Here is a 21,473-nt window from a genome sequence, read left to right on the forward strand (position 1 = left end):
CCCACGGGCCCGACCGTCCATCATGTGGCGGGTCGACCGGTCACGATGCCGGTGGAGATCCGCTCGGCGACCGCGTTCGCCGCGATGGTGTCGGTGTCGGCCTCCGCGGCGCAGGCCACGATCGACCACACGGGGCTGTCGGTGCTCCGGTGGCGACCCGGACGGGCGGTGTGCGTCCTCGTCTTCGTCGACTACGTCGACGGCGATCTGGGGCCCTACAACGAATTCGGGGTCTGCTTCCTCGTCCGTCCGCACGATGCCGGCCGCGGCGGGGTGCTGGGGGACCTGCGGTCGGTGGTGCGCAACGAGGCGTGCGCTCTCATCCACCGACTCCCGGTCGACGGCGACTTCACCCTGGCGGCCGGCCGCGGCATCTGGGGCTTCCCGAAGACGCTCGCCGAGTTCGAGGTCGACCATCGCGGCCCGGTGCGCACCGGGACGCTGCGCGCCGACTCCTCGACCGTCCTGTCGCTACGGGTGCGTCCGGGTGTCGCCGTTCCCGACACCGACGCGTCGACGACGCTGACCGCGTACGCCTACCTCGACGGTGTCACGCGTGCGACGCCGTGGACCATGCGGGCCGCCGGTGTGCGGACCCGTCCCGGCGGCGGTCGCCTCGAGCTCGGCGACCACCCGATCGCCGACGAACTCCGGGCGCTTCGCCCCGGTCGCACGCTGCTCGGTTCATCGATCGGCGCGCTGTCGATGACCTTCGGCGACGCCGTCGAGATCTCCGGGTCGGCTGCGTCGGGACCGGTCACGGCATCCGGTCTGGGATGATCGCAGGGTGCAGACCCTCTTGCTCTACCTGGTCGTCATGGTGCTCGTCATCGCCGCGGTCTTCGCCGTGGTGTGGTTCGTCTTCGGACGCGGCGAGGACCTCCCGCCGCTCGAACGCGACGCGACACTCACCCGGTTGCCGCGTGCCGGGGTCTCCGGCGACGACGTCCGCGCCCTGCGGTTCGCGCTCGTGACGCGGGGATACAAGCAGTCCGAAGTCGACTGGGCGCTCGAGAAACTGGCACGCGAGATCGACGAACTCCGCATGGTCATCGTCGACCTCCAGGGGCGCGATGCGAACGATCTCTCGCGGGCCGACATCGACGTGTCACGGGCCGAGGACGCCTGAGCCGTATCATCGTTGTGGAGTTGACCTGCATCTGCGTCCGACGGCCGAATTCGTCGGGTGTGGCGCAGCGCATAGAATCGTGAACCGGCGCCGATTGTCGGCGACGTTTTCGGAGGGAGCTTGTGACATGGCGGCGATGAAGCCACGGACCGGAGACGGTCCCCTTGAAGCAGCCAAGGAAGGGCGAGGAATCGTCGTACGTATCCCCATCGAGGGCGGCGGGCGTCTGGTCGTCGAGCTGACCGCAGACGAGGCAGCAGCCCTCGGCGAAGAACTGCGTGGCGTCGTCGCCGGCTGACGCCGCCGCGACCCACCGCCGGTAGACGCTCGCGTTCGATGCTGTCGGCGATCATCGACCTGCTCGCGTGCCCGGTGTGCACCGGCGAGCTCGACATCGATGCGGGCACGGTGATCTGCGATCGTGGGCACACCTTCGACATCGCCCGACAGGGCTATGTCTCGCTGCTCGCAGGTTCCACCGGGGGCCTGCGGTCGGACACGACGGCGATGGTCGCCGCCCGCGAACGCGTCCTGGGCGCCGGTCTGTACGCCCCGATCACCGATGCGGTCGCCGACGCCGCGTCGGGACCGGTCTGCCTCGACGTCGGGGCCGGGACCGGTCACCATCTCGCCCACGCCCTCGACGACGGCGATCCCGCAGCACGCGGGATCGGCCTGGATCTGTCGAAGGCGTGCGCCCGCGTCACCGCCCGCGTCGACGAGCGGATCGGATCGGTCGTCGCCGACGCCTGGCAGCGACTACCCGTCGCCGACGGTGTGGTCGACTGCGTCCTGTCGGTGTTCGCGCCGCGCAACGTCGCTGAGTTCGCCCGGGTGCTCACCGACGACGGCGTCCTCGTGGTGGTCGCGCCCACGCCCCGCCACCTCGCCGAGATCGTCACGCCGATGGGCATGATCGGTGTCGACCCCACCAAACCCGAACGCATCGGCAACTCCCTGAGCGGGGTGTTCGACCGCGAGGAGCGCGTCGTGGTGGAGCACACGATGACCCTCGGCCGATCCGAGGTCGCCGACCTGGTGATGATGGGGCCGTCGGCCCATCACGCTTCTGAGCACGAGATCACCTTACGCGCAGGGGCTTTGCCCGAGACTCTCGATGTCACTTGCTCGGTGACCGTCTCACGTCACCGCCGCGTCTGAACGCCTCGACCCGCGAGCCGTCCGGTCACCGCCCCGCGAGTGCGGCCTGATAGACGGCGATGGTCTGTTCGGCGATCGACTCCCACGAGAACTCCTCGATGGCCCGTGTCCGCCCCGCCGCACCCATCTCCGACGCCCGCGTCGGGTCGGCGACCACCGCGTTCACCGCGGCGGCGAGACGCGCCTCGAATCCGGGCTCATCGGACTCGTCGTAGGCCACGAGGCGACCGGTCACCTCGTCGCGCACCACCTCGGGGATGCCCCCGACGTCGGACGCCACGACCGCGGTACCGCACGCCATCGCCTCGAGGTTCACGATGCCCAGCGGCTCGTAGATCGAGGGGCAGATGAAAACCGTTGCTGCTGAGAGTATCTCCCGTACACGCTCCGTGGGGAGCATCTCCTGCACCCAGTACACACCGTCGCGGGTCGCCGACAGGTCTGCCACCGCTGCGGCGGTCTGTGCACCGATCTCGGGAGTGTCGGGCGCACCTGCGCACAGCACGAGCTGCAGATCGGGGTCGAAGGAGTGCGCTGCGGCGATGAGATGGCGTACCCCCTTCTGTCGGGTGATACGGCCCACGAACACCGCGATCGGGCGGTCCGGATCGACGCCGAGCGACCGCAGGGCCGACTGCTCGCCGAACGGTTCGTCGGCGGGGAACCACGTCGCGGTGTCGATGCCGTTGCGCACCACATGTACTCGCGCGGGGTCGAGTCGCGGGTAGGCGTCGCAGACATCGACACGCATGCCCGCGCTCACAGCGATCACCGCGTCGGCGTACTCGACGGCGTTGCGCTCGGCCCAGCTCGACAACCGGTACCCGCCACCGAGTTGCTCGGCCTTCCACGGGCGCCGCGGCTCGAGGGAGTGTGCGGTGAGGACGTGGGGCACCCCGTAGAGCGCGGCGGCCACGTGTCCCGCGAGACCGGTGTACCAGGTGTGTGAATGCATGATGTCGGCCTCGGCCGCACCGGCGACCATCCGCAGATCGGCCGACATCGTCGTCAACGCCGCGTTGGCGCCGGTCAATCCGGGATCGGCGGTGTAGACGTGGGCGGTGTCGCGGGGCGCGCCCATACAGTGCACGTCGACCTCGGCCAGGGGCCGCAGATGCCGCACCAGTTCGGTCACGTGGACCCCGGCGCCGCCGTAGACCTCCGGTGGGTACTCGCGGGTCATCATCGCCACTCGCATACCGACGACGCTAGACCCGCGCGCCGTCACCCGCACCCCTGCCCGCCGTCTCGGTGTCGGGCGCGCGCCTCGGATCGCCGGGCGCCGAACCGGTGGCCGTTGGCACAGATCGCGGATAGGTTGTGAGGGTGAGATCACAGCCGCACGTGCTCGGAATTGTTCTCGCCGGCGGTGAGGGAAAGCGTTTGTTCCCTTTGACCATGGACCGGGCGAAACCCGCGGTCCCGTTCGGCGGGGCGTACCGGCTCATCGATTTCGTGTTGAGCAACCTCGTGAACGCCGGGTATCAGCGGCTGTGCGTGCTCACCCAGTACAAATCGCACTCGCTCGACCGCCACATCTCGCAGACGTGGCGGATGTCGGGCTTCAACGGTGAATACATCACGCCGGTCCCGGCGCAGCAGCGGCTCGGTCCGCGCTGGTACACCGGCAGCGCCGACGCGATCTTCCAGTCGCTCAACCTCGTCTACGACGAGGAGCCCGACTACATCGTGGTCTTCGGTGCAGACCACGTGTACCGGATGGATCCCGAGCAGATGGTGGAGGCGCACATCGCCTCCGGTGCCGCGGCGACCGTCGCCGGCATCCGCGTCCCGCGCAGCGAGGCGTTCGCGTTCGGCTGCATCGACGCCGACGAGTCCGGACGGATCACCCAGTTCCTGGAGAAGCCCAAGGACCCGCCGGGGACCCCCGACGACCCCGAGGCCACCTTCGCCTCCATGGGCAACTACGTCTTCACCACCTCGGCACTGGTCGAGGCGATCCGCGCCGACTCCGAGGACAGTGACTCCGACCACGACATGGGCGGCGACATCATCCCCGGGTTCGTCAACCGCGGCGAGGCGTTCGTCTACGACTTCAAGGACAACGAGGTCCCCGGCGCCACCGAGCGCGACAAGGGCTATTGGCGCGACGTGGGAACCCTCGACGCGTTCTACGACGCCCACATGGACCTGGTGTCGGTGCACCCGGTGTTCAACCTCTACAACCGTCGCTGGCCGATCCGGGGTGCGGCCGAGAACCTCGCGCCCGCCAAGTTCGTGCACGGCGGTCTCGCGCAGGAGTCCGTCGTCGGCGCCGGATCGATCATCTCCGCTGCGACCGTGCGCAATTCGGTGCTGAGCTCCAACGTCATCATCGAGGACGGCGCCACGGTCGAGGGCAGTGTGCTCATGCCCGGTGTCCGCATCGGTCGTGGCGCGGTGGTGCGCAAGGCGATCCTGGACAAGAACGTGGTGGTCGGACCCGGCGAGATCCTCGGTGTCGAACTCGAGCGTGACCGCGAGAAGTACACCATCAGCACCGGCGGCGTCGTGGCCGTCGGCAAGGGCGTCAGACTGGGCTGACGCCCATGGCCCGCCGCGCCGCGGCGACCAGCGCGGCCATCTCGTCGTGGTGGGTGCCCTCGGGCAGGGCATCGACCGGCCACCATCGCAGGTCGACCGATTCGTCGCTGCGCACGATCTCGGACGGACCGCCGTCGGGCCCGGGAGGTGCCACCCCGAGGAATCGCACGTCGAGGTGACGGGTGGGCACTCCCAACGAGCACGTGATCGGGTGCGTGTGCAACGCGATCGGCTGAGCCGACAACGTCAGTCCGGCGATCCCGGATTCCTCGGTCGCCTCGCGCATCGCGGCGTCGGCGATGCCGTCGTCCTCCGGCTCGCAGTGTCCACCGACCTGGATCCACGCCCCGACCCGGGGATGCAGCGTGAGCAGTGCTTGTGTGCCGGTGTGATCGAGGATCATCGTCGAGGCGGTGAGATGGCCGGGCGCGCAGGCACGTAGGCAGGCGTCGGCACGTGCGGCGAGGAACGCGAGCACGGTGTGGCGCATGGAGTCCTGATGGGGGTCGGTGGTCGGCCACGCGGTCAGCATCTCCACAGCCGAGGTGTGCAGGCTCGACGCGGTCATCGGACCGTTACGGCGGTGGTCGGGTCGGCCGGTGGCCGAGGACCGGTTTCGGTGTCGCGCGGATGGCCGATCGCGATGGCGCCCAGGGGCTCCCAGTCGGCGGGCACCTCCAGGACGTCGGTGACGATGTCGGCGGCGAAGATCGTCGAGCCCACCCAGCAGCTGCCCACCCCGCGCACCGACAGTGCGACGAGAAGGCCCTGCACCGCGGCCCCGACGGCCACGGTGAACATGGTGTGTTCGGCACGGGTGCGCGCGGCGTCGGGGTAGTCGTGTGCACCGTCGAGGGCGAGCATGGGGATCACCAGCTCGGGGGCGTCGTAGAGCAGCTGTCCGCGGGCGACGCGGCGCGCGATGGACTCCTCGCTGCGCCCGTCGGCCGCGAGGTCACGGCGCCAGCGGTCGGCCATTGCGTCGAGCAGACGTGTGCGACGTTCTCCGTCGCGGACCCACACCAGTCGCACGGGGTGGGTGTGGTGTGGCGCGGGTGCGGTCAGCGCCTCGGCGAACGCCGCGTTCATGATCTCGGGTTCGACGGGATCGGCGGTGAAGGCACGAACCGATCTACGGGTCAGCAGCGCCTGCCGACGACCGAGGTCGATCGCCTCGGCGGTCCCCAGCCAGAACAGGTCCTCGTCACCCGGGCGGACGAGATCGCGTGCGCCGGAACCGTCGTCGTGTGGTCGGAGGCCGCGGACGATGGCGACCGGCATCTCGTTCAGCTTGCCCTTCACCAGATCGGCCGCAGCGGCGATCTCGTCGGCCACGGCGATGTCGGTGACGATCAACGGGTTGCCGTGCGGGTCGACGGTGCCGTCGTAGGGGTGGGTCACCGCGATGCCGGCCGAGCCGATCGCGGCGTCGATCTGGCCGTTGCGCCAGGCGCGGCCCATGGTGTCGGTGACGATCACCGCGACGCGCACGCCGGGGTCGGCGGCCAGTCGGTCGCGCAGCCGGCGGGCGCTGGCGTCGGGATCGACCGGCAGCAGCGCCAACTGGTCGGTGTCGATGTTCGACCCGTCGACCCCGGCTGCCGCCTGCACGATGCCCAATGCGTTCTCGGTGATGAGCGTTCGGTTCTTGCGCGCGAGGATCCGCACCGACTCGGCCTCGATCAGACGGCGGCGCAACGTGTCCCGCTCGTCGGGGTCGGTGGGTGCGGTGACCATCCGGCCCTCGATCTTCGAGAACACCTTGCTGGTCACCACCACGACGTCGTCGTCGCGCAGATCCGGTGCTGCGGCCGCGATCGCGGCGGCGAGGTCGTCGCCCTCGGCGAAGCGGGGGAGACCGCGGACCCCGATGATCTCGAGCGTGCCGGTCGCGGCGTGGTCGGCGGCGCGGACCGCGACGGGGTTCTGCGGATCAGCCGTCATGTGCGACACCGACGAGATCGCAGGCGTCACGCACCATCTGGGCCGTCGTCGCCGGATCGCTCATCACCAGCGGCACCTCGCGCGTGGCGATGCCGGGGATGTCGGCGCCGTCGCCGGGAGCGACCAGCCAGCCGTCGAGGATGCCCGTGCCCGAGCGTGCGCCGTAGTGGGCGCCGATGGCCTCCGACGTGGTCTCGACCCCGATCACCGACAGACATTCGTCGGCCATGCCGCGCAGGGGGGCACCCCCGATCACCGGCGAGATGCCCACCACCGGAGCCGAGGTCGCGCGCAACGCTGCGCGGATGCCCGGGACGCTGATGACGGCGCCGATGCTGACGACGGGGTTGCTGGGTGCGAGCAACACGATGTCGGCGTCGGCGATGGCGTCGAGGACACCGGCGGCGGGGGTCGCCTTCTCCGAACCGACCTGGGCGAAGCCATGGGTGGGGATCTGCGCCCGGTACCGGACCCACCACTCCTGGAAATGAATGGCCACCTTCGCGTCGTCGGGGTCGCCGCTGCGGTTGACGACCACGTGGGTCTCGTGGCGGTCGTCGGTCACCGGGAGCAGTCGCACACCGGGCTGCCACCGCTTGCACAGGGCCTCGGTGATGTCGGCGAGGGTGTAGCCGGCGTCGAGCATCTGTGTGCGGATGAGGTGGGTGGCCAGATCGCGGTCACCGAGACCGAACCAGTCCGGGTCGGCGCCGTAGGCGGCCAACTCCTCCTTGGCGTTCCAGGTCTCGTCGGTGCGGCCCCACCCGCGCTCGAGGTCGATCCCGCCGCCGAGGGTGTACATGCAGGTGTCGAGATCGGGACAGATGCGCACACCGTGCATCCACGCGTCGTCGCCGACGTTGACGATGGCGGTGACCCCGGAGTCCGAGGTGGTCTCGGTTCCGGCGGGAAAGGGGGTGCGGCCGAACAGATGGCGCGCACCCTGCAGGAATCGGGCGCCACCGACGCCACCGACGAGAACCGTTGCCTTCACGACCGCTCACTCTAGTGGGCGCCGTGGCGACCGGCCTGTGGCCACCGACGCCGGACTCCCGACATCCGACACGCCGTGAGTGCGACACACCGGTGGTGTCGCGCCGGGGAATACCGGACCGGCAGTGGTATTAGCAATTTCGCCGTTTCGCTTGACCGCGGTACCGGCGTGCGTGTCTAATCACACCAGTGTCATTAGCGTTTTGTGATCGAGAATCGTTGAGCGACTTCGTGTTCGATCACACGTTCGAACGAGTCTCACGACTCGCCCGGATGCCGTGACACCGGATGTGTCCATGCACCACGATTCTCGCACCGGCTGCGCCCCTGCGGCGACGGTCATCACCCACCTCGGTCGCCCTGCGGCCGCAACGAATCAACGAGGAGCCCGGCGATGACTTTCGAGCACCGGATGGGTGACGGATTCCCGTCGAACCACGCCTACCCGTCGGCCACGAGCGCCGCGCAGTCAGCGCACGCGTTCGCGCCCGCCATGCCGTCCACCCCGCACCTGAGCCTCGTCCCCGACGACTTCGACGCCCTCTTCGACGACATCGAGGACCAGTGGCAGGACCGCGCCCTGTGCGCGCAGACCGACCCCGAGGCGTTCTTCCCCGAGAAGGGCGGCTCCACTCGCGAGGCCAAGCGCATCTGCTCCGGCTGCGAGGTGAAGGCCGAGTGCCTCGAGTACGCCTTGCACAAGGACGAGCGGTTCGGCATCTGGGGCGGCCTGTCCGAGCGGGAGCGTCGGCGCCTCAAGCGCGGCATCGTCTGACCCCGTCGCGCCACGCGCGCACGTCGCGCGCCTGATCCCTCGTGGAAACCGTTCGGGGTCAGTGTGGTTCGGGGTCGATGGTGTCCTCGTCGAGCCCCAGGTGGGTGGCGACCTGATGCACCAGGACCTCATGGACGAGGTCGAGCAGATCGGCTCCCTTGTCCGCACGACTCTCCAACGGGCGACGGAAGATCACTATCCGTGCCCGCGACGGGCGTCCGTTCGCGTCGATGCCCGCCGGCAGCAGTCGGGCCAGTGGGATCGCGCCGTCGGCGGTCACCTCGTCGGGCCACTGCACCGTCTCGGGATCGCGGGGGAGGACCCGTGGGATCTCGTCGACCGCCAGATCCAGATCGCCGAGCTGCTCGTGCCAGCGCGCGTCGATCTCGGCGAACGCCTCCAGCACCACCAGATCGAACGACTCCGAGCGGGTGTTCGCCGCGGGGACCTGCGGCGGCAGCAGACTCGATCGCAGTCCACGTCCGCGACGGTCACGGCGCCGGCGCCGCGTGGGTCCCGGACCCGATGCGGTGCCGCGGTGCCGGGAGACGACCGGTGGAACCCTGCGTGCCATGGCGAGAGTGTAAGCACGCCGTGATCGTGACCGGTCGACACGGCGTGCGGCGGTGTGTCTGCTGCCCCGGCGGGGCCGCTCGGGATAATCTCGCGTGGTGAGGCTCCCCCGTCAGTGCAGCAGGCCCGGCTGTGCCCTACCCGCGGTCGCGACGTTGACCTTCGTCTACGCCGAGTCCGTCGCCGTCGTCGGGCCGCTCGCCTCGACCGACGAGCCGCACTCGTGGGATCTCTGTGACGACCACGCCAGCCGGATCACCGTGCCGCGCGGCTGGGAGATGATGCGCAGCACCGGAGGGTGGGCGACCCCCGCCGGCGACGAGGACGATCTCACCGCGTTGGCAGAGGCGGTCCGTGAGGCCGGTGGCCTGCGGGCGGCCGGCTCGGCGTCGGAGTCGATCCGCTCGTGGTCGCCGTTCGTCGGGTCGTCGACCACCGGCGCAGGGGCGCAGGGCTCGACGCGCACCGGAACGGCCGCACCCGGATCCGCGCGCTCGCGGCCGCGTCCCGGTCGCCGCGGTCACCTCCGGGTGCTCCCCGATCCGATCGACTGACGGCGTCGGGCCCACCCGCGCTCGACGGCGCCGCACCCCACCATCACCAGCGCGGCCAGCGACCACCCCAGGATCAGGTCGAACACGTAGTGCTCGGCGGAGTACACCAGCGTGAAGGCCATCGCCGCGGCGTAACCCACCCACAGGATCCGGCCGCGCGGACCGACTCGTCGCCACATGAACATCGCCAGCAGACCGGTCAACCCGGCGTGCAGCGACGGGATGGCGGCGACCTGGTTCGACCGCTCCTGGCCGACCTCGATGACGTCGCGCACCGGACCGATGTGCAACACATCCCAGCCGCGACTGGAAATGCGCTCGATGAAGGGCTTCGCGGCCGGGTCGTCGGGGGTCATCGGACCCAACACGCCACCGCCGGGCACGTTCTCGGGTGTGCCGGTGATGCACGGCGGGAACGCCGGACCGCCGACGACCTGTTCGGCGGTGCACTGCGCGGCGGCCCACGGCGGGGCCGCCGGCACCAGGATGTAGCCGATGAGGCCGAGGAAGAACAGCACCACGAAGCGCGTGACGAACTTCTTCCACGCCGTCCGGTCGCGCAGCCACAGCCACCCCGCCAACGCGTAGGGGACGATGAAGTACGACATGTAGACGACGCTGGTGATGATCTCCCACCACTGCGGGTCGGCATGCTTGAGATGCTCCTGCAGCCACACCGTGGGGACCACGCCGAACATCCACCGGTCGGCATCGACCGCGAGATGCCACCGGGTGGGCATCCCGAGGAAGGCCGCGGTGCCCCGCGTGCTCTCGTAGGCGAACAGCACGAGGCCGAAGGGCAACCAGTCGCGCAGCACCAGGAGCGGATTGCGTCGACCGATGCTCGCCGCCGCCAGCCCGGTGACCACCACGGCCATGATCGGGACGAACCCGAACGACATCACCCTCGTGCCGGCGAGGGTCGCAACGACCAACGCCCACACGACGATCGCGACCCGCCGCAACCGCACCGTTGCGGGCGACGACGTCGCCGCACCGGTGTCGGGCCCGCTCTGCGGCGGTGATCGCAGGTCGGTCATCGGCAGGCTCCTGCGACTAGGCTGACCCCTGCGCGGAGCGAGTCCGCTTCATCGACGTCACACCGAGGAGAGTCACCGTGCCAGACCCGACCGGGGATGACCGCGTCACCACCGAACGGACCACCGAATCCGTGGCCGCGGTGGTGAAGGCCTACGACGTCCGTGGCCTGGTGGGAGAGCAGATCGACGCGCCCTTCGTCGCCGACGTGGGCCGTGCGTTCGCCCGCCTGGTGCGCGCCGACGGTGCGACCTCGATCGTCGTCGGACACGACATGCGCGACTCCTCGCCGGAGCTCTCCCGGGCGTTCGCCGAGGGCGTGTGCGAGCAGGGTGTGGACGTCGTCCTCATCGGTCTCGCGTCGACCGATCAGCTGTATTTCGCCTCCGGTCGCCTCGATCGACCGGGCGCCATGTTCACCGCGAGCCACAACCCCGCCGCCTACAACGGCATCAAGCTCTGCCGGGCCGGGGCCAAGCCTGTCGGACAGGACACGGGACTGGCGACGATCGCGGCCGAGCTCGTCACCGGGACGGCTCCGTACGAGGGTGCGCGCGGCACCGTCAGCGAGCAGGACGTCCTCACGGACTATGCGGCGTATCTGCACGAACTCGTCGATCTCTCCGGTAGTAGACCGCTGACGGTCGCGGTTGACGCGGGGAACGGCATGGGCGGACACACCGTCCCGGCGGTCCTGGGTGATTCCCCGGTGTTCACTGTGCGTTCACTCTACTTCGAACTCGACGGCACCTTCCCCAACCACGAGGCGAACCCGCTCGACCCGGCGAACCTCGTCGACCTGCAGCAGTTCGTCCGCGACACCGGCGCCGACATCGGGTTGGCGTTCGACGGGGACGCCGACCGCTGTTTCGTCGTCGACGAGAAGGGCGACCCCGTGTCCCCGTCGGCGGTGACCGGCCTCGTCGCCGCCCGTGAGCTCGGCAAGAACCCCGGCGCGACGATCATCCACAACCTCATCACCTCCCGCGCCGTCCCCGAGCTGGTCACCGAACTCGGTGGGACCCCCGTGCGGACCCGGGTCGGCCACTCCTTCATCAAGGCGCAGATGGCGCAGACAGGCGCGGTGTTCGGTGGCGAACACTCCGCGCACTACTACTTCCGTGACTTCTGGGGCGCCGACTCGGGCATGCTCGCCGCGATGCACGTGCTCGCCGCGCTCGGCGAGACCGACGTCCCGGCCTCGGAGCTGTTCGCCTCCTACGAGCGCTACCACGCCTCCGGGGAGATCAACTCGACCGTCGCCGACGCCGCCGCGAGCACCGCGGCGGTGGTCGCCGACTTCGCCGCCGAGACCACCGACGTCGACTCGCTCGACGGCGTCACGGTGAGCCTCGACGACGGATCGTGGTTCAACCTGCGAGCCTCCAACACCGAACCCCTGCTGCGCCTGAACGCCGAGGCGCCCGACGCCGCACGTGTCGATGACCTGGTCGATCGAATTCTCGCCATCGTTCGCCCTGTGAGTGCCGATACGCTGATCTGATGCTCACCGGCGCACCCGACCTCGACGACGTCACACGGCTGCAGTCCGCCGACGTCCACGGGTTGCTGCGCGCCGCCGCGCTCGCCGGGGCGCAGGTGCGGGCCGTCGCCGCGGCCGTCGACGAGCAGGTGTTGGCGCCCTTGGCCGATCTGCGACCCCGCGCGCTGGTGATCGTCACCGGACACGGGACGGCGCGGCGCGCCGCCGACCTCGTCGTCGCGACCCTCGCCGCCCGGACCGATGTGCCGGTCGTCGTGGCCGACACCCTCCCCGGATGGATCGGTCCCCTCGACGTCGTGGTGGTGTCCGGCGACGACGCCGGCGACATGGCTCTGGCCGACGCCGCGGCGCGTTCGGTGCGTCGGCGCGCCGAGGTCGTCGTCGACGCGCCGATGGAGGGACCGATCCGCGATGCCGCGGCCGGCTCGGCCCTCGACCTGTCGCCCCGGGTACCGGTGCGGCCGGAGTTCCGGTTCATCGGCCATGTCGTCGCGCTCAGTGCGGTGATCCGTGCGCTGCGCGCGGTGCGCACGGCAGGTCCCGACCTCGATCTGTCGACGCTGGCCGAGGCACTCGACGACGAGGCCGGTGCCGCCCACCCCGACAACGAGGTCTTCCACAACGCGGCCAAGGGACTCGCGTCGCGGATCGCCGGGCGGCCCGTCGTGTGGGCGGGGGACACCCCGGCGGCGACGGTGCTGGCCGTGCACGCCTCGCGGACGGTGCACGCCGTCGCCGGTGTGGGCGGCGTCGGATGCGACCTCGTCGAGGCCGTGGCCGCTCAGGCCGCGCGGCCGGAACCCTCGGCCGCGGCCGCCGACTCGATCTTCCACGACCCCGAATTCGATGGTCCCGCAGGCGGTCCGGCCGTTCGTGTGCAGGTCATCACCACCCCCGGCCGCGAGTGGTCGCTGCACCAGCGGATGTCGGTGCTCACCGACGCCGACGTGGTGGAGGTCGGCCCCGCGGGCGGTGCCGGACCCGCCGCGCCCCTCACGCCCGGTTCGCCGGTCGGACTCGAGGGGATCGACACCCCCGCCGACATCGCGCCACTTCTGGTGGCGGCATTGCGGATCGAGATGGCGGCGGTCTACCTGCGGCTGATCGGGGCGGTGTGATGCACCTGCTCGAGGGCGTCGTGCGGCCCTACGCCTGGGGATCGCGGACCGCGCTGGCGGCGCTGCGTGGTCTGCCGACACCCTCGGCACATCCCGAGGCCGAGCTGTGGTTCGGTGCCCATCCCGCCGCCCCCGCCCGCGCGGTGGACCACGACGTCGACCTGCTGTCGGTGATCGAGACCGACCCCGCCGCGCAACTGGGGTCGGCATGCGCGGACGCCTTCGGCAACCGGCTGCCGTTCCTGCTCAAGGTCCTCGCGGCCGACGAGCCCCTGTCGTTGCAGGCCCATCCCACCCTGGCGCAGGCGCGCGCCGGCTTCGCCCGGGAGAACGCGGCCGGCATCCCCCTCGACGCACCGGACCGCAACTACCGCGACGACAACCACAAGCCCGAGCTGGTGGTGGCGCTCACCGAGTTCGACGCCCTCGCCGGGTTCCGCGACCCCGCCACCACCGTCGACCTGCTGCGTGACCTGCAGGTCGCCCAGCTCGACCCCTACCTGGGTCTGCTTGCGGGACAGCCCGATTCGCACGGACTGCGCGCCCTGTTCACCACCTGGATCACGCTGCCCGATGCGATCCTGCACGCCCTCATCCCGGCCGTACTCGACGGCGCGATCGCCTACCTCAACCGCGGTGACCGCCGTTTCGCCGCCGAACTGCAGACGGTCCTCGAGCTCGGTGAGGCCTATCCGCTGGACCCCGGGGTGCTCACAGTGCTCCTGCTGAATCGGTTGCGGCTGAGTCCGGGCGACGGGCTGTACCTCGGTGCGGGCAACCTGCACGCCTACCTGCGGGGAACGGCGGTGGAGGTGATGGCCAACTCCGACAACGTGTTACGTGGTGGGTTGACCCCCAAGCACATGGACGTGCCCGAGCTGCTCGCGGTCCTCGACTTCGCGCCGTCGGCCCCGTCCGACCTGCACCCGCACATCCACGTGCTCGGCGCCGAGAAGATCTACAGCACCCCCGCGCCGGAGTTCCGACTGTCGCGGATCGCTCTCGACGGGACCGGACTGCAGCGGTCGTCGTCGATCTCGCTCGACGCCGCCGGACCGCAGATCCTCACCGTCATCGACGGGGCCATCGATGTGCGCTCGCACTCCGGTGAGGTGGTGTCGGTCTCGGCCGGTCGCTCGCTGTGGCTGGGCGACGCCGACCCCGATGTGGTCGTGCGCGCCGCGTCGAGTTCCTCGGTCTTCTTCCGTGCCCTGGTACCCGCCCCGCGTCACGCTGCCGACGACGTGCGGGTCACCGACGGAGCCGGGCTCAGTTCGCGGGCGTGAGCGAGCTGACGAGCCGCTCCCACTGGTGACCGATCTCGTCGATGCTCAGTCCCTCGTGCTCGGTGAGGTGATGGATCGCCGCAGCCTCCAACGGCGCGAGCACCGCGAGGCTCAGCGCCTCGTCGACCGGCGCGAAACCCATGTCGCGCAACAGCGCCCGGACGTGCATTACCGACACCTGACGCGCGGGGTGTGACAGTCGGTCGGGGCCGGCCGCATCGTCGGCCTCCACCAGGACGTCGAGATGAGCACACACCATGGCCAGTCGGGCGAGGCCGTAGGCGACGAGTCGCTCGCGCGGAGTGGCGCCCGGACCGAGGGGAGGGGGGCCGGTCATGAAGGCCCGCTGCATCTCCGATTCGGAGTGGTCGAGGAGTGCCAGCATCAGGCCGGCGCGGCTGCCGAAACGACGGAACACCGTTCCCTTGCCGACCCCCGCGGCACGGGCCACCTCGTCCATCGTCACCGCGGCGGCACCGTGGTTGTCGATCAGGCGTTTGGCGGCGTCGAGGAGCAGCAGCCGGTTGCGGCCGGCGTCGGCACGTTCGCCCGCACCGGGCCCGGCCATCGGCAGCGCGGTGGTGCCCAGGGGCAGGTCGGGCAGCGGCGCCGCGGAGCGTGCACGTCGCCTGTCGGCCGGGGCGCCGACGGCGTCGGGCGTCCTGGACGAGCGTTCACCTGACATTGCCCCAGCGTATCGGTCCGGTCCGACCGGAATGTATTCGGACCTCGGTCCGTTTACATGACGGTGCGGTGCAGTGCGGCACGCGCGCCTCGAGATACAGCAGAGATCGACAGGCCGGAGAAGACGGCCGGAGAGCGAGGAGTGGTGATGGTGTCAGAGGACACGACGCGGATCGCGGTGTTGGTGGGAAGCCTGCGGGCGGGTTCGATCAACCGGGAACTGGCGGAGGTCGCCGTGTCGACCGCACCGGAGTCGGTCCACGTCGAGATCGTCGAGGGACTCGCGGCGGTGCCGTTCTACAACGAGGACCTCGACGTCGAACCCCTCGATCCGGCTGTCTCCGATCTGCGCGCGGCCATCGACGCCGCCGACGCGGTGCTGATCGTGACCCCGGAGTACAACGGCACGATGCCGGCGGTGGTCAAGAACGCAATCGACTGGGCGTCGCGGCCCTACGGTGCGGGTGCGTTGAAAGACAAGCCGGTGGCGGCCATCGGCGCCTCGCTGGGTCGCTACGCCGGGAAGTGGTCACTGGACGACGCGCGCAAGTCGCTCGGGGTCGCGGGCGGCAGGGTCGTCGAGAGTGTCGAGGTGGGCATCGCGACCTCGGAGTTGGGCGAGCGGACCGTCTCGCAGGTCCCGGAGATCGTCGAACAGGTGCGTGATGCGGTCGCCGACCTCACCAGTGCGGTGGGTGTCGCGGCCTGATCCGAGACCCCTCTCGAACCCCCTGATCTCGACGCGACGGGGGTGGCCTGCGCCGACGCTGTGGCGGCATCACGACATGTGGTGCCGCCACTGTCGTATGTGCGGCCTACTGTGACCTGCGACACGCCGACGCCATGCCGGACGAAAGGGCTGCGACCTGCGACTTCCATGATTGTCATTCGCAACCTGTTGTGTTGCTGACAGATGTCACCCACTAGGTGTAGTGTTTTGCAGACCGAGAGAGCACGTCAGCCGCGCGTCACGACGACCCCCTCTCGCCCGAATCACATAACTGTCATCACCGCTACATCCCGGGCCGTTGTCATCACCGTCGCGACCACCGCAGCGTCACCATCTCGAGGAGAAATCCATGGGCATCACCGTCTACACGAAGCCGGCTTGCGTGCAGTGCAACGCCACCTACAAGGCACTCGACAAGCAGGGGCTGGAGTACGAGATCGTCGACATCAGCGTCGACGACGAGGCCCGCGACTACGTGATGGCGCTGGGCTACCTGCAGGCGCCCGTCGTGGTGGTCGGTGACGATCACTGGTCGGGCTTCCGTCCCGACCGCATCAAGGCGCTCGCCACCGTCGCCGCCTGATCGTCCCGACGTTCCCCAACGCTTCTCACGTCCGTCGTCCCACCCGCTCGAGGAGGTCCATCGTGCCCGTCACGACACCCGACCTCCCGACGGTGATCTCGCCTCTCCCGATCTCGCCCGACCCGTTGATCGTGTACTTCTCGAGCGTCTCGGAGAACACGCACCGGTTCGTGGAGAAGCTGGGCATGCGGTCGGTGCGGATCCCGGTCTCCGCCGGCACCATCACCGTCGACGAGCCGTACGTGTTGATCTGTCCGACCTACGGCGGCGGCAAGCCGTCGCAGGCGGGTGACGGCCCGATCCGTGCGACCGGGGGCTTCGTGCCCAAGCAGGTCATCCGCTTCCTGAACGACGAGCACAACCGTTCGTTGATCCGCGGCGTGATCGCTGCGGGGAACACGAACTTCGGCGAGGAGTTCTGCCACGCCGGAGATGTCATCGCGGCCAAGTGCCGGGTCCCGTATCTCTACCGTTTCGAACTGATGGGCACCGTCGAGGATGTCGAACGGGTGCGCGCCGGTCTGGCCGGCTTCGCCGCCGATCGGCAACCACAGGCCGCCCGCGTGCCCACCGCCTGCTGATCCCCGACCTCGCGACCGGGCTGTCGACGATCAGATCGATTCGTACCCACAACTTCTCGTCACGTCCCCCCGCGTGATGTCGCCAATTCGTACGCAACCCGAATACAGGAGCACTCCAGTGTCGCCAACCGTTACCCCCGTCAAAGACGCGACCGACGCCTCGGCGAGCAGCTCGGGTGTGCACCCGGGTCCCGCCGGGCACGAGCCGGGCGAGATGGACTACCACTCGCTCAACGCGATGCTCAACCTGTACGACGCGGACGGGAAGATCCAGTTCGAGAAGGATCGCGAGGCGGCGAACCAGTACTTCCTGCAGCACGTCAACCAGAACACCGTCTTCTTCCACGATCTCGACGAGAAGCTCGACTACCTCGTGGAGGAGAACTACTACGAGCCCGAGGTCCTCGAGCGCTACGACCGTGAGTTCGTCAAGGACCTCTTCGGCTACGCCTACAAGAAGAAGTTCCGGTTCCCCACCTTCCTGGGGGCGTTCAAGTACTACACCTCGTACACGCTCAAGACGTTCGACGGGAAGCGCTACCTCGAGCGCTTCGAGGACCGCGTCTGCATGGTCGCGATGACGCTCGCCGACGGCGATCCCGACCTCGCGCGCAACCTCGTCGACGAGATCATCTCCGGTCGGTTCCAGCCGGCCACCCCGACGTTCCTCAACTCGGGCAAGAAGCAGCGCGGCGAGCCTGTCTCGTGCTTCCTGCTCCGCATCGAGGACAACATGGAGTCGATCGGTCGCTCCATCAACTCCGCGCTGCAGCTGTCCAAGCGCGGCGGCGGAGTCGCGTTGCTGCTCAGCAACATCCGCGAGCACGGTGCGCCGATCAAGAAGATCGAGAACCAGTCCTCGGGCGTCATCCCGATCATGAAGCTGCTCGAGGACTCGTTCAGCTACGCCAACCAGCTCGGTGCCCGTCAGGGTGCCGGCGCGGTGTACCTGCACGCGCACCACCCCGACATCTACCGCTTCCTCGACACCAAGCGCGAGAACGCCGACGAGAAGATCCGCATCAAGACGCTGTCGCTGGGCGTCGTGATCCCCGACATCACCTTCGAACTCGCCAAGCGCAACGACGACATGTACCTGTTCAGCCCGTACGACGTGGAGCGCGTCTACGGGGTGCCGTTCGCCGACATCAACGTGACCGACAAGTACCACGAGATGGTCGAGGACCGTCGGATCCGCAAGACCAAGATCAAGGCGCGCGAGTTCTTCCAGACCCTCGCCGAGCTGCAGTTCGAGTCGGGCTACCCGTACATCATGTTCGAGGACACGGTGAACCGCGCCAACCCGATCGACGGCAAGATCACGCACTCGAACCTGTGCTCGGAGATCCTCCAGGTCTCGACCGCGTCGACGTTCAACGACGATCTGTCCTACTCCACGGTGGGCAAGGACATCTCGTGCAACCTCGGGTCGCTGAACATCGCGAAGACGATGGACTCGCCCGACTTCGGGCAGACCATCGAGACCTCCATCCGTGGCCTCACCGCGGTGAGCGATCAGACCGCGATCACCTCGGTCCCGTCGATCCAGGAGGGCAACAACAGCTCTCACGCGATCGGCCTCGGCCAGATGAACCTGCACGGTTACCTCGCCCGCGAGCGCGTCTACTACGGCAGCGAGGAGGGCATCGACTTCACGAACATCTACTTCTACACGGTGCTGTTCCACGCGATCCGTGCGTCGAACCTCATCGCCAAGGAGCGGGGACGTTCGTTCGGTGGGTTCGAGAAGTCGAAGTACGCCAGCGGCGAGTTCTTCGACAAGTACACCGATCGCGCGTGGGAGCCGGCCACCGCACGTGTCGCGGAGCTGTTCTCCGAGGCCGGCGTGCACATCCCGACCCAGGACGACTGGCGTCAGCTGCGGGCGTCGGTGCGGGAGCACGGCATCTACAACCAGAACCTGCAGGCCGTGCCGCCGACCGGGTCGATCAGCTACATCAACCACTCCACCAGCTCGATCCACCCGGTGGCCGCAAAGGTCGAGATCCGCAAGGAAGGCAAGATCGGCCGCGTGTACTACCCGGCGCCGTACATGACGAACGACAACCTGGACTACTACCAGGACGCGTACGAGATCGGCTACGAGAAGATCATCGACACCTACGCCGCGGCGACGCAGCACGTCGACCAGGGTCTGAGCCTCACCCTGTTCTTCAAGGACACCGCCACCACCCGCGACGTCAACAAGGCGCAGATCTACGCATGGCGCAAGGGCATCAAGACGCTGTACTACATCCGCCTACGACAGCTCGCGCTGGAGGGCACCGAGGTCGAGGGCTGCGTCTCATGCATGTTGTGACGCCCCGCATGTCGGAGAACCCACGCCTCGCAACCACTTTCACGTCCGAATTGATCAGCAGGAGCGCACGATGACCACCGCACAGAGCCATTCGCCCGCCGACGGCGCGCCCATCAAGCTGGTCAGCCGGGTCTCGGCGATCAACTGGAACCGCGTCCCCGACGAGAAGGACGCCGAGGTCTGGGAGCGCCTGACCGGCAACTTCTGGCTGCCCGAGAAGGTGCCGGTGTCCAACGACATCCCGTCGTGGGGCACGCTCACCGAGCTCGAGAAGCAGCTCACCATGCGGGTGTTCACCGGCCTTACGCTGCTCGACACCATCCAGGGCACCGTCGGTGCGGTCTCGCTGATCCCCGATGCGGCCACCCCGCACGAGGAGGCGGTGCTCACCAACATCGCGTTCATGGAGTCGGTGCACGCCAAGAGCTACAGCTCGATCTTCTCGACGCTGTGCTCCACCAAGGACATCGACGAGGCGTTCCGCTGGTCGGAGGAGAACGTCAACGTCCAGCGCAAGGCCAACATCGTCATGGACTACTACCGTGGCGACGACCCGCTCAAGCGCAAGGTCGCCTCGACGCTGCTCGAGTCGTTCCTGTTCTACTCGGGCTTCTACCTGCCGATGTACTGGTCGAGCCGCGCAAAGCTCACCAACACAGCCGATCTCATCCGACTGATCATCCGCGACGAGGCCGTGCACGGGTACTACATCGGCTACAAGTACCAGCGTGCGCTGGAGGTGTGCACCCCCGAGCGTCGCCAGGAGCTCAAGGACTACACCTTCGAGCTGCTGTTCGAGCTGTACGACAACGAGACCGACTACACCGAGACCCTCTACGACGAGGTCGGGCTCACCGAGGACGTCAAGAAGTTCCTGCGCTACAACGCCAACAAGGCCCTGATGAACCTGGGCTACGAGGCGATGTTCCCGCGTGACGAGACCGACGTGAACCCGGCGATCCTCTCGGCGCTGTCACCCAACGCCGACGAGAACCACGACTTCTTCTCCGGGTCGGGCAGCTCGTACGTCATCGGCAAGGCCGTCAACACCGAAGACGACGACTGGGACTTCTGAGTTTCTACGACAAACGCTCCACTTCTGAAGAGACGCTCCGCTTGTAAGCGGAGCGTCTCTTCGTAACCGGAGCGTGTGTGACGCATTTCAGGCGACGCCACCGTTCACGCGGATGATCTGTCCACTGATCCAGCTCGCCTCCGGTGAGGTGAGCAGGGCGACGGCGTCGGCGATCTCGCCCACCTCGCCGAGTCGACCTGCGGGGGAGGCCTTCTCGATCGCCGCGAGCTGTTCGGGGGTCTTGCCGTCGGCGAACATCTCCGACCGCACGAGGCCCGGCGCCACCGCGTTGACGGTGATCCCGCGTGGGGCGAACTCTTTCGCCGCGACCCGGGTGAACGTCTCCACCGCGGCCTTCGCCGCCAGGTAGACGCCCATCCGCGGCGTGGTGACGGCGACGGCGGTGCTCGAGAGATTCACGATCCGGCCGCCGTCGGCGAGATGGCGGGCCGCCGAGCGCAACCCGGTGTAGGTACCGCGTGCGCTGACGTCGAAGACACGGTCGTAGGCGTCGTCGTCGAGGTCGGACAGCTCGCCCAGGACGCTGACACCGGCGTTGTTGACCAGGATCCCCACCTCGCCGAATTCCGTTCGTGCCGTGGCGAACAACTCCTCGGTGTCCGCGGCCGACGCGACGTCGCCCCGCGCCGCGATCGCCCTGCCGCCGGCCTCGACGATCGATCGCACCGTCTCGTGCGCTCCGGCCGCGTCGCGGGAGTAGTTCACCACCACCGGGTGTCCGTCACGGGCGAGGCGCTCGGCGATGGCGCGGCCGATCGATCGGGATGCTCCGGTGACTATGGCAGAGGTTGCAGGAGGGGTTGTCATGACAACCACAGTAGGCTCCGCGCGGTTGTCATGACAACCTACGGGCCGATACG

At 68.8% G+C, this 21,473-nt stretch carries 23 protein-coding genes; 15 read left to right on the forward strand and 8 right to left on the reverse strand.

All coding sequences use genetic code 11. From position 1 onward, the window contains the following. Positions 1-45 precede the first annotated feature (45 nt). The 4 genes from ACLBW1_RS15080 (at position 46) to ACLBW1_RS15095 (ending at position 2,290) form a co-directional block, all read left to right on the forward strand. Positions 46-780 (forward strand): acetoacetate decarboxylase family protein, encoded by a 735-nt coding sequence (locus ACLBW1_RS15080; protein WP_447812979.1) that lies wholly within the window; start codon positions 46-48, stop codon positions 778-780. Between the two features lie 7 nt (positions 781-787). Continuing rightward, complete coding sequence (locus ACLBW1_RS15085; protein ID WP_447812624.1) at positions 788-1,129, forward strand: DivIVA domain-containing protein; 342 nt, start codon at positions 788-790, stop codon at positions 1,127-1,129. 127 nt (positions 1,130-1,256) lie between these two features. After that, positions 1,257-1,427 carry a DUF3117 domain-containing protein gene (locus ACLBW1_RS15090; protein ID WP_082501978.1) on the forward strand — a complete coding sequence of 57 codons (171 nt, stop codon included), beginning with the start codon at positions 1,257-1,259 and terminating at the stop codon, positions 1,425-1,427. A 38-nt stretch (positions 1,428-1,465) separates the two neighbouring features. Further along, positions 1,466-2,290: a putative RNA methyltransferase gene (locus tag ACLBW1_RS15095; RefSeq protein ID WP_447812625.1), complete on the forward strand. Its 825-nt coding sequence runs from the start codon at positions 1,466-1,468 to the stop codon at positions 2,288-2,290. A 25-nt stretch (positions 2,291-2,315) separates the two neighbouring features. On the opposite strand, the gene glgA is transcribed toward ACLBW1_RS15095, so the two are convergent. Further along, entirely contained in the window at positions 2,316-3,488 is a 1,173-nt protein-coding gene (gene glgA, locus ACLBW1_RS15100) for a glycogen synthase (RefSeq protein ID WP_447812626.1), read from the reverse strand. A gap of 128 nt (positions 3,489-3,616) precedes the next feature. On the opposite strand from glgA, the gene glgC reads away from it, so the two are divergent. Next, a complete protein-coding gene (gene glgC, locus ACLBW1_RS15105; protein WP_447812627.1) occupies positions 3,617-4,834 on the forward strand; it encodes a glucose-1-phosphate adenylyltransferase in 1,218 nt (405 codons plus the stop codon). Here glgC and ACLBW1_RS15110 read toward each other — a convergent pair. The 3 genes from ACLBW1_RS15110 to cofD are packed head-to-tail and all read right to left on the reverse strand — an operon-like array spanning position 4,821 to position 7,772. Beyond that, positions 4,821-5,402, reverse strand: a complete 582-nt coding sequence (locus ACLBW1_RS15110; protein ID WP_447812628.1) for an NUDIX hydrolase — start codon at positions 5,400-5,402, stop codon at positions 4,821-4,823. The genes glgC and ACLBW1_RS15110 overlap by 14 nt on opposite strands. After that, positions 5,399-6,778, reverse strand: coding sequence for a coenzyme F420-0:L-glutamate ligase (locus ACLBW1_RS15115; RefSeq protein WP_447812629.1), 1,380 nt, complete (start codon positions 6,776-6,778; stop codon positions 5,399-5,401). Before ACLBW1_RS15115 ends, ACLBW1_RS15110 begins: the two co-directional genes overlap by 4 nt. Further along, positions 6,768-7,772: a 2-phospho-L-lactate transferase gene (gene cofD, locus ACLBW1_RS15120; protein ID WP_447812630.1), complete on the reverse strand. Its 1,005-nt coding sequence runs from the start codon at positions 7,770-7,772 to the stop codon at positions 6,768-6,770. Before cofD ends, ACLBW1_RS15115 begins: the two co-directional genes overlap by 11 nt. 492 nt (positions 7,773-8,264) lie before the next feature. On the opposite strand from cofD, the gene ACLBW1_RS15125 reads away from it, so the two are divergent. Continuing rightward, the gene (locus ACLBW1_RS15125; RefSeq protein ID WP_447812980.1) at positions 8,265-8,546 is read left to right on the forward strand and encodes a WhiB family transcriptional regulator; all 282 of its coding nucleotides are present in this window, start codon (positions 8,265-8,267) and stop codon (positions 8,544-8,546) included. Positions 8,547-8,604: 58 nt separating this feature from the next. On the opposite strand, the gene ACLBW1_RS15130 is transcribed toward ACLBW1_RS15125, so the two are convergent. After that, positions 8,605-9,120, reverse strand: a complete 516-nt coding sequence (locus ACLBW1_RS15130; RefSeq protein WP_447812631.1) for a metallopeptidase family protein — start codon at positions 9,118-9,120, stop codon at positions 8,605-8,607. Between the two features lie 97 nt (positions 9,121-9,217). Here ACLBW1_RS15130 and ACLBW1_RS15135 point away from each other — a divergent pair, with 97 nt between their 5' ends. Next, positions 9,218-9,673, forward strand: coding sequence for a DUF3499 domain-containing protein (locus ACLBW1_RS15135; protein ID WP_447812632.1), 456 nt, complete (start codon positions 9,218-9,220; stop codon positions 9,671-9,673). Here the strand turns inward: ACLBW1_RS15135 and ACLBW1_RS15140 are convergent. Beyond that, the gene (locus ACLBW1_RS15140) at positions 9,640-10,713 is read right to left on the reverse strand and encodes a phosphatase PAP2 family protein (RefSeq protein ID WP_447812633.1); all 1,074 of its coding nucleotides are present in this window, start codon (positions 10,711-10,713) and stop codon (positions 9,640-9,642) included. The genes ACLBW1_RS15135 and ACLBW1_RS15140 overlap by 34 nt on opposite strands. A gap of 77 nt (positions 10,714-10,790) precedes the next feature. Here ACLBW1_RS15140 and ACLBW1_RS15145 point away from each other — a divergent pair, with 77 nt between their 5' ends. Genes ACLBW1_RS15145 through manA form a run of 3 tightly spaced genes read left to right on the forward strand, consistent with a single transcriptional unit; the run spans position 10,791 to position 14,619 of the window. Next, the gene (locus ACLBW1_RS15145; protein WP_447812634.1) at positions 10,791-12,215 is read left to right on the forward strand and encodes a phosphomannomutase/phosphoglucomutase; all 1,425 of its coding nucleotides are present in this window, start codon (positions 10,791-10,793) and stop codon (positions 12,213-12,215) included. Beyond that, entirely contained in the window at positions 12,215-13,333 is a 1,119-nt protein-coding gene (locus ACLBW1_RS15150) for a hypothetical protein (RefSeq protein WP_447812635.1), read from the forward strand. Before ACLBW1_RS15145 ends, ACLBW1_RS15150 begins: the two co-directional genes overlap by 1 nt. Continuing rightward, positions 13,333-14,619, forward strand: a complete 1,287-nt coding sequence (gene manA, locus ACLBW1_RS15155) for a mannose-6-phosphate isomerase, class I (RefSeq protein WP_447812981.1) — start codon at positions 13,333-13,335, stop codon at positions 14,617-14,619. Before ACLBW1_RS15150 ends, manA begins: the two co-directional genes overlap by 1 nt. Here the strand turns inward: manA and ACLBW1_RS15160 are convergent. After that, on the reverse strand, positions 14,603-15,187 hold the full coding sequence (locus ACLBW1_RS15160) for a TetR/AcrR family transcriptional regulator (protein WP_447812982.1): 585 nt from the start codon (positions 15,185-15,187) through the stop codon (positions 14,603-14,605). The two genes, manA and ACLBW1_RS15160, sit on opposite strands and share 17 nt — an antisense overlap. A gap of 267 nt (positions 15,188-15,454) precedes the next feature. Here ACLBW1_RS15160 and ACLBW1_RS15165 point away from each other — a divergent pair, with 267 nt between their 5' ends. The 5 genes from ACLBW1_RS15165 to nrdF all read left to right on the forward strand — a co-directional run bounded on the left by ACLBW1_RS15165 (position 15,455) and on the right by nrdF (position 20,592). Beyond that, entirely contained in the window at positions 15,455-16,012 is a 558-nt protein-coding gene (locus tag ACLBW1_RS15165; protein ID WP_447812983.1) for an NAD(P)H-dependent oxidoreductase, read from the forward strand. Positions 16,013-16,382: 370 nt separating this feature from the next. Then, positions 16,383-16,616: a redoxin NrdH gene (locus tag ACLBW1_RS15170; protein ID WP_045823416.1), complete on the forward strand. Its 234-nt coding sequence runs from the start codon at positions 16,383-16,385 to the stop codon at positions 16,614-16,616. A gap of 62 nt (positions 16,617-16,678) precedes the next feature. After that, on the forward strand, positions 16,679-17,197 hold the full coding sequence (nrdI, locus tag ACLBW1_RS15175; RefSeq protein ID WP_447812636.1) for a class Ib ribonucleoside-diphosphate reductase assembly flavoprotein NrdI: 519 nt from the start codon (positions 16,679-16,681) through the stop codon (positions 17,195-17,197). Between the two features lie 118 nt (positions 17,198-17,315). Then, positions 17,316-19,517, forward strand: coding sequence for a class 1b ribonucleoside-diphosphate reductase subunit alpha (gene nrdE / locus ACLBW1_RS15180; protein ID WP_447812637.1), 2,202 nt, complete (start codon positions 17,316-17,318; stop codon positions 19,515-19,517). A gap of 70 nt (positions 19,518-19,587) precedes the next feature. Then, positions 19,588-20,592, forward strand: a complete 1,005-nt coding sequence (nrdF, locus tag ACLBW1_RS15185) for a class 1b ribonucleoside-diphosphate reductase subunit beta (RefSeq protein ID WP_447812638.1) — start codon at positions 19,588-19,590, stop codon at positions 20,590-20,592. A gap of 87 nt (positions 20,593-20,679) precedes the next feature. Here the strand turns inward: nrdF and ACLBW1_RS15190 are convergent, their stop codons facing one another. Then, a complete protein-coding gene (locus ACLBW1_RS15190) occupies positions 20,680-21,420 on the reverse strand; it encodes an SDR family oxidoreductase (protein WP_447812639.1) in 741 nt (246 codons plus the stop codon). Positions 21,421-21,473: the final 53 nt, after the last annotated feature.

Source organism: Williamsia sp. M5A3_1d (assembly GCF_053345315.1).

Excerpts from the sequence above, each read along its gene's own strand:
- ACLBW1_RS15080 (WP_447812979.1), top strand. The coding sequence starts at position 46 with ATGCCGGTGGAGATCCGCTCGGCGACCGCGTTCGCCGCGATGGTGTCG.
- ACLBW1_RS15090 (WP_082501978.1), top strand. The coding sequence starts at position 1,257 with ATGGCGGCGATGAAGCCACGGACCGGAGACGGTCCCCTTGAAGCAGCC.
- ACLBW1_RS15095 (WP_447812625.1), top strand. The coding sequence starts at position 1,466 with ATGCTGTCGGCGATCATCGACCTGCTCGCGTGCCCGGTGTGCACCGGC.
- glgA (WP_447812626.1), bottom strand. The coding sequence starts at position 3,488 with ATGCGAGTGGCGATGATGACCCGCGAGTACCCACCGGAGGTCTACGGC.
- ACLBW1_RS15110 (WP_447812628.1), bottom strand. The coding sequence starts at position 5,402 with ATGACCGCGTCGAGCCTGCACACCTCGGCTGTGGAGATGCTGACCGCG.
- ACLBW1_RS15115 (WP_447812629.1), bottom strand. The coding sequence starts at position 6,778 with ATGACGGCTGATCCGCAGAACCCCGTCGCGGTCCGCGCCGCCGACCAC.
- ACLBW1_RS15125 (WP_447812980.1), top strand. The coding sequence starts at position 8,265 with ATGCCGTCCACCCCGCACCTGAGCCTCGTCCCCGACGACTTCGACGCC.
- ACLBW1_RS15130 (WP_447812631.1), bottom strand. The coding sequence starts at position 9,120 with ATGGCACGCAGGGTTCCACCGGTCGTCTCCCGGCACCGCGGCACCGCA.
- ACLBW1_RS15140 (WP_447812633.1), bottom strand. The coding sequence starts at position 10,713 with ATGACCGACCTGCGATCACCGCCGCAGAGCGGGCCCGACACCGGTGCG.
- ACLBW1_RS15150 (WP_447812635.1), top strand. The coding sequence starts at position 12,215 with ATGCTCACCGGCGCACCCGACCTCGACGACGTCACACGGCTGCAGTCC.
- manA (WP_447812981.1), top strand. The coding sequence starts at position 13,333 with ATGCACCTGCTCGAGGGCGTCGTGCGGCCCTACGCCTGGGGATCGCGG.
- ACLBW1_RS15160 (WP_447812982.1), bottom strand. The coding sequence starts at position 15,187 with ATGGCCGGGCCCGGTGCGGGCGAACGTGCCGACGCCGGCCGCAACCGG.
- ACLBW1_RS15170 (WP_045823416.1), top strand. The coding sequence starts at position 16,383 with ATGGGCATCACCGTCTACACGAAGCCGGCTTGCGTGCAGTGCAACGCC.
- nrdF (WP_447812638.1), top strand. The coding sequence starts at position 19,588 with ATGACCACCGCACAGAGCCATTCGCCCGCCGACGGCGCGCCCATCAAG.
- ACLBW1_RS15190 (WP_447812639.1), bottom strand. The coding sequence starts at position 21,420 with ATGACAACCCCTCCTGCAACCTCTGCCATAGTCACCGGAGCATCCCGA.